This window comes from Gordonia amarae NBRC 15530, assembly GCF_000241345.1.
GTDB lineage: Bacteria > Actinomycetota > Actinomycetes > Mycobacteriales > Mycobacteriaceae > Gordonia > Gordonia amarae.
On sequence record NZ_BAED01000012.1, the window covers coordinates 38,197 to 51,804 of the forward strand.

Annotated in this window: 16 protein-coding genes; 5 read left to right on the forward strand and 11 right to left on the reverse strand. The window is 66.8% G+C overall.

Annotation, left to right across the window (positions count from 1 at the left end; genetic code table 11):
- Positions 1–45 precede the first annotated feature (45 nt).
- From GOAMR_RS03355 to GOAMR_RS03365, 3 genes are all read left to right on the forward strand, one after another.
- Entirely contained in the window at positions 46–534 is a 489-nt protein-coding gene (locus tag GOAMR_RS03355) for a MarR family winged helix-turn-helix transcriptional regulator (protein WP_005182748.1), read from the forward strand.
- 101 nt (positions 535–635) lie between these two features.
- Complete coding sequence (locus tag GOAMR_RS25725; RefSeq protein WP_005182749.1) at positions 636–3,005, forward strand: GGDEF domain-containing protein; 2,370 nt, start codon at positions 636–638, stop codon at positions 3,003–3,005.
- Between the two features lie 46 nt (positions 3,006–3,051).
- Positions 3,052–4,557 (forward strand): SIR2 family protein, encoded by a 1,506-nt coding sequence (locus GOAMR_RS03365; RefSeq protein WP_040514219.1) that lies wholly within the window; start codon positions 3,052–3,054, stop codon positions 4,555–4,557.
- Positions 4,558–4,571: 14 nt separating this feature from the next.
- Here GOAMR_RS03365 and GOAMR_RS03370 read toward each other — a convergent pair whose 3' ends face one another.
- From GOAMR_RS03370 to GOAMR_RS23980, 3 genes are read right to left on the reverse strand one after another with little or no spacing between them, the layout of a single operon-like run.
- Positions 4,572–5,153: a hypothetical protein gene (locus tag GOAMR_RS03370; protein WP_040514221.1), complete on the reverse strand. Its 582-nt coding sequence runs from the start codon at positions 5,151–5,153 to the stop codon at positions 4,572–4,574.
- Between the two features lie 42 nt (positions 5,154–5,195).
- On the reverse strand, positions 5,196–5,660 hold the full coding sequence (locus GOAMR_RS03375; RefSeq protein ID WP_005182762.1) for a hypothetical protein: 465 nt from the start codon (positions 5,658–5,660) through the stop codon (positions 5,196–5,198).
- A complete protein-coding gene (locus GOAMR_RS23980) occupies positions 5,660–6,040 on the reverse strand; it encodes a helix-turn-helix transcriptional regulator (RefSeq protein WP_244427243.1) in 381 nt (126 codons plus the stop codon). Before GOAMR_RS23980 ends, GOAMR_RS03375 begins: the two co-directional genes overlap by 1 nt.
- A gap of 68 nt (positions 6,041–6,108) precedes the next feature.
- Between GOAMR_RS23980 and GOAMR_RS23460 the strand changes: the two genes are divergently transcribed.
- Positions 6,109–6,513 (forward strand): hypothetical protein, encoded by a 405-nt coding sequence (locus tag GOAMR_RS23460; RefSeq protein ID WP_050942576.1) that lies wholly within the window; start codon positions 6,109–6,111, stop codon positions 6,511–6,513.
- Positions 6,514–6,576: 63 nt separating this feature from the next.
- On the opposite strand, the gene GOAMR_RS03390 is transcribed toward GOAMR_RS23460, so the two are convergent.
- Positions 6,577–8,034: an MFS transporter gene (locus GOAMR_RS03390; protein ID WP_005182765.1), complete on the reverse strand. Its 1,458-nt coding sequence runs from the start codon at positions 8,032–8,034 to the stop codon at positions 6,577–6,579.
- A gap of 181 nt (positions 8,035–8,215) precedes the next feature.
- On the opposite strand from GOAMR_RS03390, the gene GOAMR_RS03395 reads away from it, so the two are divergent.
- Complete coding sequence (locus GOAMR_RS03395) at positions 8,216–9,094, forward strand: MBL fold metallo-hydrolase (protein ID WP_005182766.1); 879 nt, start codon at positions 8,216–8,218, stop codon at positions 9,092–9,094.
- A 53-nt stretch (positions 9,095–9,147) separates the two neighbouring features.
- Here the strand turns inward: GOAMR_RS03395 and GOAMR_RS25865 are convergent, their stop codons facing one another.
- The 7 genes from GOAMR_RS25865 to GOAMR_RS03420 form a co-directional block, all read right to left on the reverse strand.
- Entirely contained in the window at positions 9,148–9,384 is a 237-nt protein-coding gene (locus GOAMR_RS25865; protein ID WP_083836828.1) for a GntR family transcriptional regulator, read from the reverse strand.
- Positions 9,380–10,576: a CynX/NimT family MFS transporter gene (locus GOAMR_RS03400; protein WP_005182767.1), complete on the reverse strand. Its 1,197-nt coding sequence runs from the start codon at positions 10,574–10,576 to the stop codon at positions 9,380–9,382. The genes GOAMR_RS25865 and GOAMR_RS03400 overlap by 5 nt, the downstream gene beginning before the upstream one ends.
- Positions 10,577–10,648: 72 nt before the next feature.
- Entirely contained in the window at positions 10,649–10,846 is a 198-nt protein-coding gene (locus GOAMR_RS03405; protein WP_005182768.1) for a helix-hairpin-helix domain-containing protein, read from the reverse strand.
- Positions 10,839–11,048, reverse strand: a complete 210-nt coding sequence (locus tag GOAMR_RS24675; RefSeq protein WP_005182769.1) for a peptide deformylase — start codon at positions 11,046–11,048, stop codon at positions 10,839–10,841. Before GOAMR_RS24675 ends, GOAMR_RS03405 begins: the two co-directional genes overlap by 8 nt.
- Positions 11,049–11,100: 52 nt before the next feature.
- Entirely contained in the window at positions 11,101–11,679 is a 579-nt protein-coding gene (locus GOAMR_RS03410) for a YqeB family protein (protein WP_005182770.1), read from the reverse strand.
- Between the two features lie 263 nt (positions 11,680–11,942).
- Positions 11,943–13,193 (reverse strand): RNA polymerase sigma factor, encoded by a 1,251-nt coding sequence (locus tag GOAMR_RS03415; RefSeq protein WP_005182771.1) that lies wholly within the window; start codon positions 13,191–13,193, stop codon positions 11,943–11,945.
- Positions 13,193–13,549 carry a YciI family protein gene (locus tag GOAMR_RS03420; RefSeq protein ID WP_005182772.1) on the reverse strand — a complete coding sequence of 119 codons (357 nt, stop codon included), beginning with the start codon at positions 13,547–13,549 and terminating at the stop codon, positions 13,193–13,195. Before GOAMR_RS03420 ends, GOAMR_RS03415 begins: the two co-directional genes overlap by 1 nt.
- Between the last annotated feature and the right edge of the window lie 59 nt (positions 13,550–13,608).

The following is a 13,608-nucleotide window of genomic DNA, read 5'->3' on the forward strand; positions in this document are numbered from 1 at the left end:
AGTAGCACCTTAACTTGAACAGTCAAGTTGGGTTAGGGTGTGATCATGACCGCAGACGACACCCCCTGGCTCAGCCCCGACGAGCGCGGCGCCTGGCTGGCCGTCGCGGCACTGATGGTCCGGTTGCCCGCGGCCCTCGACATCCAGCTCGAACGTGACGCCGGGCTGAGCATGTTCGAGTACATGGTGCTGTCGGTGCTGTCCGAGGAACCGGACCGGACGATGCGGATGAGCGATATCGCCACGTTCGCGTCGTCGTCACTGTCGCGGCTCTCGCACACCGCGAAACGACTGGAGAAGGCCGGGTATCTGACCCGGCAGCAGGTGCCCGGCGGTGGCAGGCGCACCGACGCCACGCTGACCGACGCCGGCTACGAGAAGGTGCTGGCCGCCGCTCCGGCGCATGTGCGGGAGGTGCGCCGGCTGCTCGTCGACGTGCTCGATCCGGGCGAGATCGATGTGCTGAGCCGCATCGGGCGCAAGGTGGTCCGGGCTATCGATCCCGACGACGACGCCTGCGGCGAGGTGTGCTGAGCACCACATTATTCGCGATAGTGAACAGAAATGGTATTTACTGACTGCAACTACAGTGCAACGGTCGCCGAGCGGGACCGGGAGTGGAAGCAGGAGAGCGGATGTCTGCATCACTGTCACCTGCAACGGGCGGCGATGAGCCTACCGGCCGCGGTCCGTGGTCGCTGGGCATGCCCCGGTTCCCGGGTCCGGCCGAGTCCCGGTTCCGCAGGGCCTTCGCCGCCGCGGGTGCGTCGACGCGGGCCGAGATCCATGTGTTGGTCCTCGTCATCCTGGCCGTCGGATTCCTGACCAAGCTCGTGACCGGCCACCCCACCACCGTGGGCATCGCCTTCGGGGTCGCCGCCGCGACGCATGTGGCCGCCCTGCTATGGGGGCGGCACCCGGCCTCCCGGCGGGTGAGCCCGTCGGCCTCGGCAGCGACGTTCGTCGGCACACAGTTGATCACCCTGATCTGCGTGCTCGTGGTCCACTACGACGGCGGTGCCGCGACCCACGGGTCCCTGCCACACATCGTGGTGTTCGCCGTGCTGATCAGCGTGATCTTCGCCCACCTGACATTCGGAGCGCTGGTCACGGTGATCGGAGCGTTCATCGGCGTGCTCGTCCTCGGCGAATGGCTGGTGTTCGTGTTCGGCGCCGTCGCCACCAGGCTGAGCGACGTCGTCCTGTCTGCCGTGATCGTCGTCGGCGGGCTGGTCGCCGCGCGTGAGATCGAACTGATCGCCAGGACTTCCTGGGTGCAGCGCGGCCGGATCGCCACGCTGCACGAGACCGACGCGCTGACCGGCATCGCCAACCGGATACCCCTGGTCAACGAACTGATCGCCGCCGGCGACAGCCGGGAACCGCTGTCGTTGCTGCTTCTCGATATCGGCGGCTTCAAGACCTTCAACGACCAGCACGGTCATCTCGCGGGCGACGAGGTGCTCCGGTCGGTCGCGGGTGCACTCCGCGATACGGCCGACGGGCCGAACACGCTTGTCGCACGCATCGCGGGCAAACGATTCGCGGTACTCTGGCGCGGCGAGCAGATCGATGAGGCGGCAGCCGCGCGGCTGTGCGGTGCCGCGGCCGCGGTGGCCCGCCGCGGTGCCGGGCGCGACGGACTGTACGTGGCGGCCGGACTCGCCGGGCGCGGCCGAGAGTCCGAGTTCTGCGTGCAGAACATCGTCCAGCAGGCAGAGGGCGCGCTCCATCGCGGCAGAACGCAGCGCCGGGACATCGTGGCCACCGCGTCCCCCGGCGACGACGCACCCGCCACCCCCGCGACCCTCGACATCGAGCACATGCGCCGGCTGATCGCGGAACAGCAGGCGTGCGCGCTGCCGCTGCGCGTGACGTGGCCGTCGATCTCCTTCCAGAGGCAGCAGCTCGAGGAATCGCCCCGCAACGCCTTCGACGCACAGGGCAGGAGGTTCTCCACGATCGTCCTGCTGATCCTGCTCTGCATGAACATCATCGGCCTGCTGTTCGGCGGCTTCGTGGGCGAGGATCCGGCGTTCGTATTCCGGGTCGTCTCCTGCATCGGGATACCCGTCATCGTGGTGGCGCTGGTGCTGTTGCGACTGCCGTCGACGGCCGGCCGGTGGGTACAGATCTTCATCGCCACGATCGTCGCGAGCTGGGCCCTGGGGATGGGAACGTTCATCGTCCTCGGCGAGCGCGGCCCGGTCGAGTATCCGATCATGGTGCCGATCGCGCTGATCATGAGTGTGCCCGCCGCCCGCGTGGCGTGGCGGGTGGCGTTCCCCGTCAGCTCGCTGATGCTGGCCGTGACCGTGGTGGTCGAGTTGGTGTTCGCGCCGGTCACCGCGGGCCAGATCCTGTCGGTGACGGTGGCGGTGCTCCTGTGCGTGACCGGTCTGCGCTCGGCGTTCCGCATCTCGATCCTGCACCGGCATCGCTGGAGGCATTCACAGCAGCTGGAATTCCTGGGCCGCACGGACCTGCTGACGATGCTCGCCAACCGCCGCGCGTTCGAGGCGCGTCTCGATGAACTCATCTGTGCCGGTGACGACGTCACCGTCCTCCTCTTCGACATCGACGCCTTCGGTGACTACAACCGGCAACTCGGACACGCCGCCGGTGACGACTGCCTCGCCCGCATCGGCAGCTACCTGCGATCGGCCGTCCCCACCGGCGCCGGCACCATGGCCGCGCGCGTCGGGGGTGAGGAATTCGCTGTGCTACTCACCGGAACCGATCACGACAGTGCCCGCACCATCTGGAAAGGATTGTCGGAGTTGGCGATCCCCGGACCCGATGGTGGGGTCGTCACCGCGTCCGCCGGTGTCGCCGTGCACCACGCCGACAACCCGGGCTGCCCCGAGGCCGCGCAGATCGCCGCCGATCTGTTCGCGCGCGCCGACCGCGCCATGTACGCGGCCAAACGGTCGGGCCGCAACCGTCTCCGGCTCGCCCCGGCGTGCGCATCCCCGAGCCCGGTGGGCCGCCGCAAGGTGGCCTGACCTCGAACTCCGTTCCCGCCGTCGGGGTGCGGCCTACAATCGGCCGATGAATAACCGTGGCGCAGGCCATCTGTACGTCGTTCATGGGCGGATGGGGAGCCTCGATGTGGACGCGAAGGTGATTCCCACCGACGGGTACTTCTCCGTGATGGGCTACTGGCACGACATCACCGGGGACCCGGAGCAGGCGCGTCCTGCCGGATGGCCGACCGACAACGGATACGCGGTGAGCCAGGTCAACCCGAGTGTCTGGTTCATCAACGTGTTCCAGCGCAGGAAGGGCACCGGCTTTCGATTGGGAGACCGGGTGCGGCAACTTGTTTCGGAGATCGCCCGTTCGGGGTTGCGACCCACCGAGTCACGGTCCACGCTGCGTATCGCCGTGCCCGTGCTGGGTATCGGGCGTGGAGGTATGGGGGCGCGCCGTGGTGAGGCGCTCGACGTTCTGCTTCGGGCACTGTGGGATTCGGTGCGCACCGTTGGTGTTGACATTGTTCTGGTGACACCGGATCCCGCTGTTTTCGGTGCGGCCCAATACCGTCGCCGGACGATCGCCGAATCCGGTACCGGGTCGCTGCCGTGGGGATTGTCGGCTCCGGCGCTGGCCGAGGCCAAGCGGCTCGGGGTCCTGGCGCGGGACGGGCACCTGGCATTGTTCCTCGGCGCGGGCGTGAGTATGGCTGCGGGACTTCCGGATTGGGACGGCCTGCTGACCAGGATCGCCGAGCGCACGAAACAGGACTACGGGCAGGTGAAGGCACTCGGATCCCTGGATGCGGCGGAACTGCTGAAAAGGGATTCCGATCAGCGACAGATAGGCGAGCTTGTCCGCGACATCATCGGGAAACCGAAGAAAATCGCTCTGGCACATGGGATTCTGGCCGGATTCGATGCGCAGGAGACCATCACCACCAACTACGACGCCCTGTTCGAGTTGGCGGTGGAACAGGCCGGACGGACCACACCGACCGTCCTGCCGTGGGAACCGGCAGAGGTCGGACGACCGTGGCTGCTCAAATTGCACGGGGATCTTCAGCGGGCGGACAGTATTGTGCTGACGCGGCGGGACTTCGTCCTGTTCGACGCCCGGTCGCGTCCGGCGGGATCGCTGCTGCAGGCCACCCTGATGACCAGGCATCTACTCATTGTCGGGACGTCGCTGGCCGACGACAACGTCATCCGGCTGGCCATGGAAGTCGACGACTACCTGCGTCGCAACGGAGTGCGGTCGGCGCAGGGGACATTTATCGACGTTTCCGGAAAGGCCGCGCGACAACGGCTGTGGAGCGAACAATTTCACTGGCATGTGTGCGAGGGAGAGGACATCACCCAGCGGGTCCGCCAAATGGAGATCTTCCTCGACGTTGCCGCCGCCTACGCGGCCCGCAACGCCTCCTGGCTGCTTGATCCTCGTTTCGAGGGCTTGCTCAGCGACAGCGAGCAACGGGTTACCGCAAAGGTGCGATCGGCCCTGGCCCAGGTGCCGGACGCCGACAGTGGGCTATTGGTGCCTCTGAAGGAGATCCGCGAACAACTCGGCGGCGCGGGCTGAGCGTGGACCCATGATCAGGCGGTGCGTTTCGCGGCCGAGGCATGGAAGGCGTCGAGGAATCGTGAACGCAGCCTGTCGGTTTCGGACTCCTCCGCGAGCTTGCGTGCGGCCACGAGCCCACCGTGCGTCGGACAGTCCGCCGGATTCTCGTCGCATTCGTCGGCGAAGCACGCCTGGTAGGCATCGGCCACCGCCCATGCCGCGAGGCGGACGGCACGCATCTCGTTGTCGAAAGCGAACTCGACGAACGGTGTGCCTGCTTGGGCGGTGAGCCAGTTGAGGGCCTCTCGTTTGGTCTGGGCGCTATTGGCCCAGCTTCGGGATTCCGCCAAATCCCTTTCGGCCGCGTACTCGTCACCGCTGCGCCGGGCGTGAGCGGCGTCGGCGGCGGCCATGCCGGACTGTTCCTCCTCGTGGTCGATCGAGTCCATGATCAGGTCCGGGTCGTTGCCGAGCGCGAACGCCACCTGCGCGGGCGTGAGGGTGCCGATCGGTTGGTCGAGGTGCATCGCCATCAGATGCCGCTTACCGACCCCGTAGCCGGTGATGTCCTCGGGGTGATCCGGTCCCGGCGGCATGTCGATCTCCTCGTTCATGGTGCCGAGTCTAGGAACGGGGTCGGACAATTGAGCCTACGGTCAGTCCGGGTCGGGGGCTTCTGCCTCGCGCTGCATGGCCTTGGTCACCAGCACCGGACGAGGGGTGATCGTCGGCAGCGAGAACTCGAACGGGAACGAGGATGACGCCTGGAGGAGGACCCCCCGGCAGTGGTCCCACAATATGTGTGAGGCCCACGATCCGAACCGCTTCAGTGCTTCGTCCAGCGCGTCGTCCGATTCGAGATCCGGGGCAACATCGGGCTGGAACCTCACCAGGACGCGGCCGGCAGCCGTGACGAACCAGTCGCCGGTCGGCTGGATGATTTCGCCGGTGAGCAGCAGGCCACGCTCGGAATTCCGCGCGAAGGAATCGGCGAAGATCTGCCAGCCGAGGTCGTGATCACCATCCTGGCCCTTCGGACCAGGCAGTATCAACAGTCGGAGTGTGGTCAGGCCGCAGATCTGGGCAGCCGGCCAGGAATCATCCCAATCGCCTGTCGCCATCAGGCCAGTACCTGCTGGATCGCTCGAGGCTGTTCATCGCGAACCGCGGCGGGAACTGCGGCCAACCGGCTCGCCGGACGTTCGTCGCGCAGGTTTCGCTCATGATCGTAGGACGAAACCGAATGCTCGATCAGTGCACCTACAGCATGCGCATAGCGTCGTAGCGTCGACAGGCGGGGATCGCGTTCGCCGGACTCGATCCGCGCGACAGCGGACTGCGTCACGCCCATCGCGTCGGCGACATCTTGCTGCGACAGTCGCTTGTCTTTGCGCAGCTGCACAAGCCGGTCCACGAGTGCCTCGTCTTGGTCGGCGAGCAGACGGGCCAGGCGATGACTCGGATTTGCCAGGTCGATGCCGAGTAGTTCATCGAGATCCACGGTCTTGTCCTTCCTCTCGCGGTTCCGACCACCATGGTATGACTCCAAGCGCATAGTGCCATGTCCGGGTGGTGCCGATCACCCTGATTCGTTACTTGCCCGGGATCTGTGGAATTCGCGTTGTGGCCAAGGTCAGTCTGATCGAGGACATGCGTACAAAAATGAAGCGGGCGGAGAGGGGTGCTTTGGAGTTCGGTACGGGACGGCAGTTTGACGTCGACCTGATCGAATCCTCGCGCATCACACTTGAAATTCGACTTATCGACCACGAGATTCCCGACCCGTCGGGGGCCTCAGATGAGTCGGTTCAGCGTCACACCCGCGTGTACTTCACCGAACCGGAGCATCTCGACGGCTGCCTGCTGGCCCTGTCCGTTCAGAGTAAATGTCCGGGGCCGGAGGGTCTGGACGAGCAGGATCGACATGCGGCGGCAGCTGCATTGCGCGCCGAGGACCACTGTGCACGGATGTGAGCGCGGCATCAAAGGTTGCCGTCGGTTCCGGAAATCCGGAACTGGCAGCAAGTTTTTCGGACTTTACTCGCTGCCGTGGGGGATGAGCAGGGCGATGAGGAAGCCGACGTAGGAGGCGGCGGCGCCGATCAGGAAGCACCAGCGGAAGGCGGACTGATCGGGGTAGTCGTGGCCGGCGACGGTGACGGTGGAACCGGCCAGCACCATCGCGATCACCGCCGACGCCGATGTGGTGCCGATGGATCGCATCAGGCCGTTGAGGCCGACGGCGGCACCGGATTCGTCGGCGGGCACGTTGTCCATGATGAGCGTCGGCATCGCCGAGTACGCCACGCCGACACCCGCCGCGCAGACGATCGAGGCGATCATGATCTGCACCGGGGTGTCCATCAGGAACAGGGCGAACAGGTAACCGGCACCCAACAGTGCGGCACCGATGAGGAAGGCGTACCGGCCGCCGATCCGCCGGATCAACGTTCCCGACACCGGCGACATCAGCAGCATCATGCCGCCGAACGGCGCCATCCACAGACCGGCCTGCAGCACGGTCTGGCCCAGTCCGGCACCGGTCGAGGCCGGTGTCTCCAGCAGTAGCGGAATGGCGACGGCCTGCGCCATCATCCCGAACCCGATGGCGATCGAGGCGATGTTGGTGCACAGCACCGCGGGGCGGGCGGTGGTGCGCAGGTCGACGAGCGGGTCGATGTGGCGTAGTTCGAAAAGGCCCCACAGCAGCAGGACGCCAAGCCCGCCGCCGAGCAATCCCAGGGTGATGGGCGACGACCAGCCCCAGTGGTTGCCCTTGGTGATGGCGGTCAGCACCGTGATCAGACCGGCCGACAACCCGAGCGCACCGGCCAGATCGAGCCGACCGCCGACCGCGTCATCGATGTGCGGGACCACCAGCAGCGTGAGTACCAGAACGATCAGGCCGAGTCCGCCCGACATCCAGAACAGCACATGCCAATCCATGGATTGGCTGATCCACGCCGCCACCGGCAGACCGACACCGGCGCCGACACCCATCATCGCGCTCATCGCCGACACCGCCATCGACGTCAGATGTTCGGGGGTGACCTCCCGCATCAGGCTGATGCCGACCGGGATGAACCCCATCGCCATGCCCTGCACGGCACGGCCCGCGACGAGCGCCGGCAGCGAGGACCCGAGCGCCGCGATCACCGATCCCACGATCAGCAACCCGGCGCTGACCGCGAGCACCCGCTGTTTACCGAACATGTCGGCCAGGCGGCCGGCGATCGGCATCGCGACCGCACCCCCGAGCAGGGTCGCCGTGATGACCCACGACGCGTTCTCGATGGACGTGCCGAGTCTGCCGGGCAGTTCGGGCTGGATCGGGATGATCAGTGTCTGCATCACCGCGGCGACCAGACCACCGAAACACAGCACCGCCACGACCGCGAGGGTCCGCCCGGACCCGATGTCTGCGTGCGGGATGGCCTCGCCGTCGGCGGACTTCTCTGATGCCGTCGCTTCGGCATCTTTTGCGCGTAGCGACATGGCACCTCCTCGTAAGGAGATTACATTCGGCCACCAATGCAGCCACATCGGCTCAGGAGGGTGGCTGCCGTCGGACACGTTGCTGGTGTCTCCGGATCTTCCGGAGCCGACAGCAACGTTTGGAAGTCGATCGTGGCCTCCCCGCCACGCGCGCAACGGTGGGTCTGATAGACCCGAAGGCATGGCTACAGAGCGGGTGTTCGGTGCGGTGACGGTCCTGGAAGGGCAGGAGCGGGGAGCGTTCCCGTACGGTAATTCGCTGCTGGTGCGCGGGTCGGCGCAGCAACTGCTGATCGACCCGGCGCTCGGTATCGACGGATCGGTGCGGGCCGACGCGGTGATGATCAGTCACGCGCACGAGGACCACATCGCCGGACTGCGGTACTTCCCGGTGCCCGTGTACACCCATCACAGCGATGCCGAGGCGGTGGCGTCGCTGGAGGCTCTGATCGACTCGTACGGGCTGGAACCGAACGAGCGCCCGGAGGTGGCACGGCAGATCGACGCGCAGTTCGCGCTGCCGAGCCACCATCACGGGGTCAACGGTGTCGTGGACGGCGAGGTACTCGACCTCGGTGATCGCACCGCCACTCTGATTCATCTGCCCGGGCACACCCCGGGGCACAGCGGGGTGTTCATCGAACCGGACGGCTTCTTCTACGTCGCCGACATCGATCTCACGTCGTTCGGGCCGTTGTACGGCGACCTGCATTCGAGCGTCGACGACTTCCTCGTCTCCATCGACCGGGCGTCGACGATCGACGCACGCTGGTACGGCACCTTTCACCAGAAGGGCGTCGTCGAGGGGGCCGAGGAGTTCCGGACACGGTTGCGCGCCTACCGGGAGGTCGTCTTCCGGCGCGAGGAACGGTTGCTGGAGTTTCTCGCCGAGCCCCGGACCCTCGACGAAGTCGCCGAACACCGCCTCGTGTACCGGCCACATGTGCAGGCGCCGTTCGTGCGGGCCGTTGAACTGCGCACGGCGCACCTGCATCTGGAGCGTCTGGCGGGTCTGGGGCAGGTGGCATTCGCCGAACCCGGGCGGTACGTCGCGGTGTGAGCCCGGGGCCGGGAGATTTCGCGGTTCGGGCACTCCCGGATGCGGCAGAATTGTCAGATAACCGAACAATCTGGCCAGGCCGCGTCGAGCGCTTCGCGGACCGTCGGCCGGCTGACCTGAAATGCCGCGCTGAGTTTGCCCTCCGTCAGTCGTTCACCGGGCCGGATGTGCCCAGGACGATGCCGCGCTTGATCTCGGTGACCACGGCATCTCGGCGCGTCGAGTTGGCGACCGGCGTAAGCCCCGCCGTTCCGCGTACGGCGCCGGTGGGGGACTGGGGAGACCTCAATCCGGGGTCATGTAGATATTGCGCCCGGCGAGCCAGCCGCCCCACGCCTGCGTGCACAGCGCCACCGCGATCACCGAGAACGCCGCCGCCCACGAGCCGGTGACGTCATGGACGACGCCGAGCGCGAACGGCCCGACCGCGGCCAGCACATAGCCGAGACACTGGGACATTCCCGAGACCTGGTTGGTCTGTTCGGCCGAGCGGCTCCGGCGCACCATGAACAGCAGGGCCAGGCCCAATGCAGATCCGGGGCCGAACAGCACGAGCATGCACCAGAACACGGCCCACACGTCGGTGCAGAACAGGCCGAGCAGTCCGGCCACGGTGCTCGCGACGGTGACGACGCCCGCCGCGCGCTGATCGGCGAACCGGCCCGCGATGATCGGCACCACGAGCGAACCGACGATCGCGGCGATCTGCCCGCCCGCCAGCACCGTGCCCGCCTCGGTCTTGTCGTAACCGCGGTCGAGCAGGTAGGTGGGAAGCCAGGCCACGAACGTGTAGAAGACGAACGACTGGGAGCCCATGAACACGGTGATGGCCCAGGCGATCTTGTTGCCCCACAGCGGTGCGGGACGGGTGTAGGTGCCCGCGTGCACCTGCCGCAGCTGCGGTACCCACACGACGGCCGCGATCACCGCGAGAATGGCCCAGGTGGCGAGTGTCTTTCGCCAGTCGCCACCGAACCGGTCATCGATCGGGACGGTGAACGCGGCGGCGACGGCGGCCCCACCGGTCATCGTCATCGAATACAGCCCGGTCATCAGGCCGGAGCTATGGGTGAAGTCCCGTTTGATCAACCCGGGCAGGATCACATTGCATACGCCGATGGCGGCGCCGACCACCGCGGAACCGAGGAACAGCCACGCCGCGCCGGGAATCCAGCGCAGCCCGATGCCGGCGATCAGCAACAGCAACGACGCGAAGATCGTGCGCTCGAACCCGAACCGGGCGGCGAGCCACGGCGCAAACGGGGCGGCGAGCCCGAAGAACAGGATCGGCAGCGTCGTCAGCAGACCGGCGGTGCCGGCGCTGTAACCGGTGGACTCCCGGATGTCGGTGACCAGCGGTGACACCGACACCACTGCCGGGCGCAGATTGGCCGCGACCAGCATCACCCCGACCGCGGTGATGGCGATCCACGCCGTCGACGCCGAACCACGATCCGCGTCGCGAACAACCTCCTGCGACATCCTTAGACCTTCTCACGACGGCATCCGCGCAGCGCCGCGTGGTCGGTCCCGCTTGGATCAGACGTCCCGGCGTCAGTGCTCGCGCAGGCTCAACCCTCGTGCCGCCAGTTCTTCGCGGAGGATGCGGATGGCCTTCGGGCCGACACCGTGAATCGCCAACAGTTCGCGCTCGGTCCACTGCGGCAACTGGTCGAAACGGGTGATCCCGTTGACCGCCAACTCGCGTGGCGCGACCTTGCCCATCGTGCGGGGGAACTCGGTCTCATCCATGATCAATCGGTTTCCATTCGCGGGATAGCGCGGCCAGACCTGCGCCGTCGGCGGCCCGGTTGGTGGCGAACATGGTGCACAGCAGGTTCCACAATTCCGGGCCGAATGTCGTGGCAGGGCGGCAAGGCCAATGAAGCACCGGATCACCCCGACGGGTGATCGTTACCGGGTTACCGAGAACGAGTAGGTCCTTCAACGGCATATCCAGCATCCTTTCGGAAGTCGCGGGGTATCGGTGGGTCCGGTCATGCCGTTCATTGTGGTTTGTCCGGTTGGTCGTGTCGATGACCACCGCGGTCGATCACATCCTGCTGATCCAGGGGACGGTGCGAAGGCGAGATGACAGGCTGACCCTCCCACGGATATCCGTGGGAGGTGAACGCCGGTCCGGCCGTCTTCTTCGCCCCTTCGATCTCGTCGTCGAACAGTTTGCGGCCCTCGGCGGATTCGATGACGACGGTCGATCCCTTCGACAGGTAGACGCCGGCGACCTGGTCGCGGCGGATCACCCGCCGGGTATCACCCTTGCGGACGACGACCTCCGCGTCGGAGATCGTCAAGGATGGCTGCGAGAACGCCCATACCGCAAGCGCTCCCGCACCGACGGTGGCGAGACCGATCGGGCGCACAATCGCGACGCCCGTGACTTTCATGGACATGATGAACTCAAGCGGGCCGTGGAACGGGATCCACTCCAGGTCGGCGAGGAATCGCCAGATCAGCGGGAGTAGCAGGCCGACGGCGAGACCTGCGAACGCACCGATCACGATCGACCACCGCTGGTCGGCGGGGGAGATGCGTAGTTCGGTGACGTCGGGTGCCGGATCATCCACGTATCCGATACTCACACGGGACCGCGCGCTGCGGAATTGTCCGAAAGTTCCTGTTTCCCCAGACGTGTCTCAGCCGAAAGTCGGAGGGGCCTGGCCTGGGCGTCGAAGCACACCGTGGCGCGACCTTTCCATGAATCGTCAGGCAATTCGTTCAAGTTTATAGAACAACCTTCAATGATCAGCCAGTTTGTTCAAGGTTAGGTGCGTAACCTTGAACAAAGTGCTCACGGCGCGCTCGCTTCTTCCGCTGCAGCTGCCTCCCTTCATCCCCTGAGTTGGTCGCGGCGCCTTGTGAGGTGGGCCAGTTCTGCGGAGTTGGTGGCGAGTTCGACGGCTCGGTCGTAGGCGGCAGGCGCTTCGGCCGAGCGGGCGAGGCGGCGCAGCAGGTCGGCGCGGGTGGCGTGGTAGGCGTGGTAGTCGCGCAACGCCCCTTCGAGTTGATCGACGAGGGCGAGGGCGACGTCCGGGCCGTCGAGCTCGGCGACGGCGATCGCCCGGTTCAGCCGTACGATCGGGTTCGGGTCGATCGTCGCGAGCTGGTCGTAGAGGGCGACGATCTGGGACCAGTCGACATCGCGTGCGTCCGGGACGGACACGTGGACGGCGCTGATGGCGGCGAGGATCTGGTAGCGGCCGGGTGTCGCCTCGCCGCGCGACACTGCGTCGAGGCGCTGCCGGACGAGGGCGATGCCGTCGGCGATCATCCCGCGGTCCCACGCACCTCGGTCCTGTTCATCGAGCCGTACCAGTTCCCCGGAAGCGGAGACGCGGGCGGTGGCGCGGGCCTCGGTGAGCAGCATCAGTGCCAGCAGCCCCGTGACCTCCCCGTTCTCGGGGAGCAGGCCGCGCAGCAGTGCGGTCAGCCGGATGGCCTCGGCGGTGAGGTCGCGCCGGATCGGGTCGGAGTCACCGCCCGAGGCGAGGTAGCCCTCGTTGAAGATGAGGTACAGCACGGTCAGGACGCCGTCCAGGCGGGCGGGCAGATCCTCGCTGTCGGGCACGCGGAAGGGGATGCCCGCGTCGCGGATCTTGGTCTTGGCGCGGCTGATGCGTTGTCCCATCGTGGTCTGTTGCACGAGGAACGCGCGGGCGATCTCGGGAACGGTGAGTCCGCCGACCATGCGCAGGGTCAGCGCCACCCGGGCCTCCATCGCGAGGGCGGGGTGGCAGCAGGTGAAGATGAGGCGGAGCCGGTCGTCGTCCACGGCACCGACCGGCTCGGGCGGGCTGTCGTCGTCAAGCATGAGCGCCTCGCGGTACTTGGCGTCGCGCCTGCCCTCGCGGCGGAGCCGGTCGATCGCCCTGCGGTTCGCGGTGGTGGTGATCCAAGCTCCGGGGTTCGGGGGAATGCCGTCCGACCGCCATCGCTCCACCGCCGTGGCGAAGGCCTCGGCCGCCATCTCCTCGGCCAGGTCGAGGCTGCCGAAGCGATGGGTGAGGAAAGCCACCACACGGGCCCACTCCTCACGGTGGGCGCGCGTGACAGCCGCGTCGACGGCCCGGACGTCCGCCATCATCCGCCCATCGGCCGGACCTCGATCCTGCGCCGGCAGGCCCGCGACCCGCGAGCCGCGAGTGCGAGCGCGGCGTCGATGTCGGCGGCCTCGACGATCCAGAACCCCGCGATGTACTCCTTCGACTCCAGATACGGGCCGTCGGTGACGATCGGTGTCTCGCCTCGCGCGTCCACGACGGTGGCGGCCGAGGCCTCGGCCAGACCGTTGGCGTAGACGAAACTGCCCTCGCTGCGCAGCTCGTCGTTGAACGCGCCGGTCGCCTCGAACTGAGCCGCCATCTCCTCGGCCGTGTCGTAGCTGCCGTGTTCTCCGTACTCCGACGGCCCCCAGACCATCAGTGCGTAGTGCGTCATCGGTCTTCTCCGTTCTTCGCCACCAACATTGTCAGTCCAAGACGCGGTAGCGCAGGTGC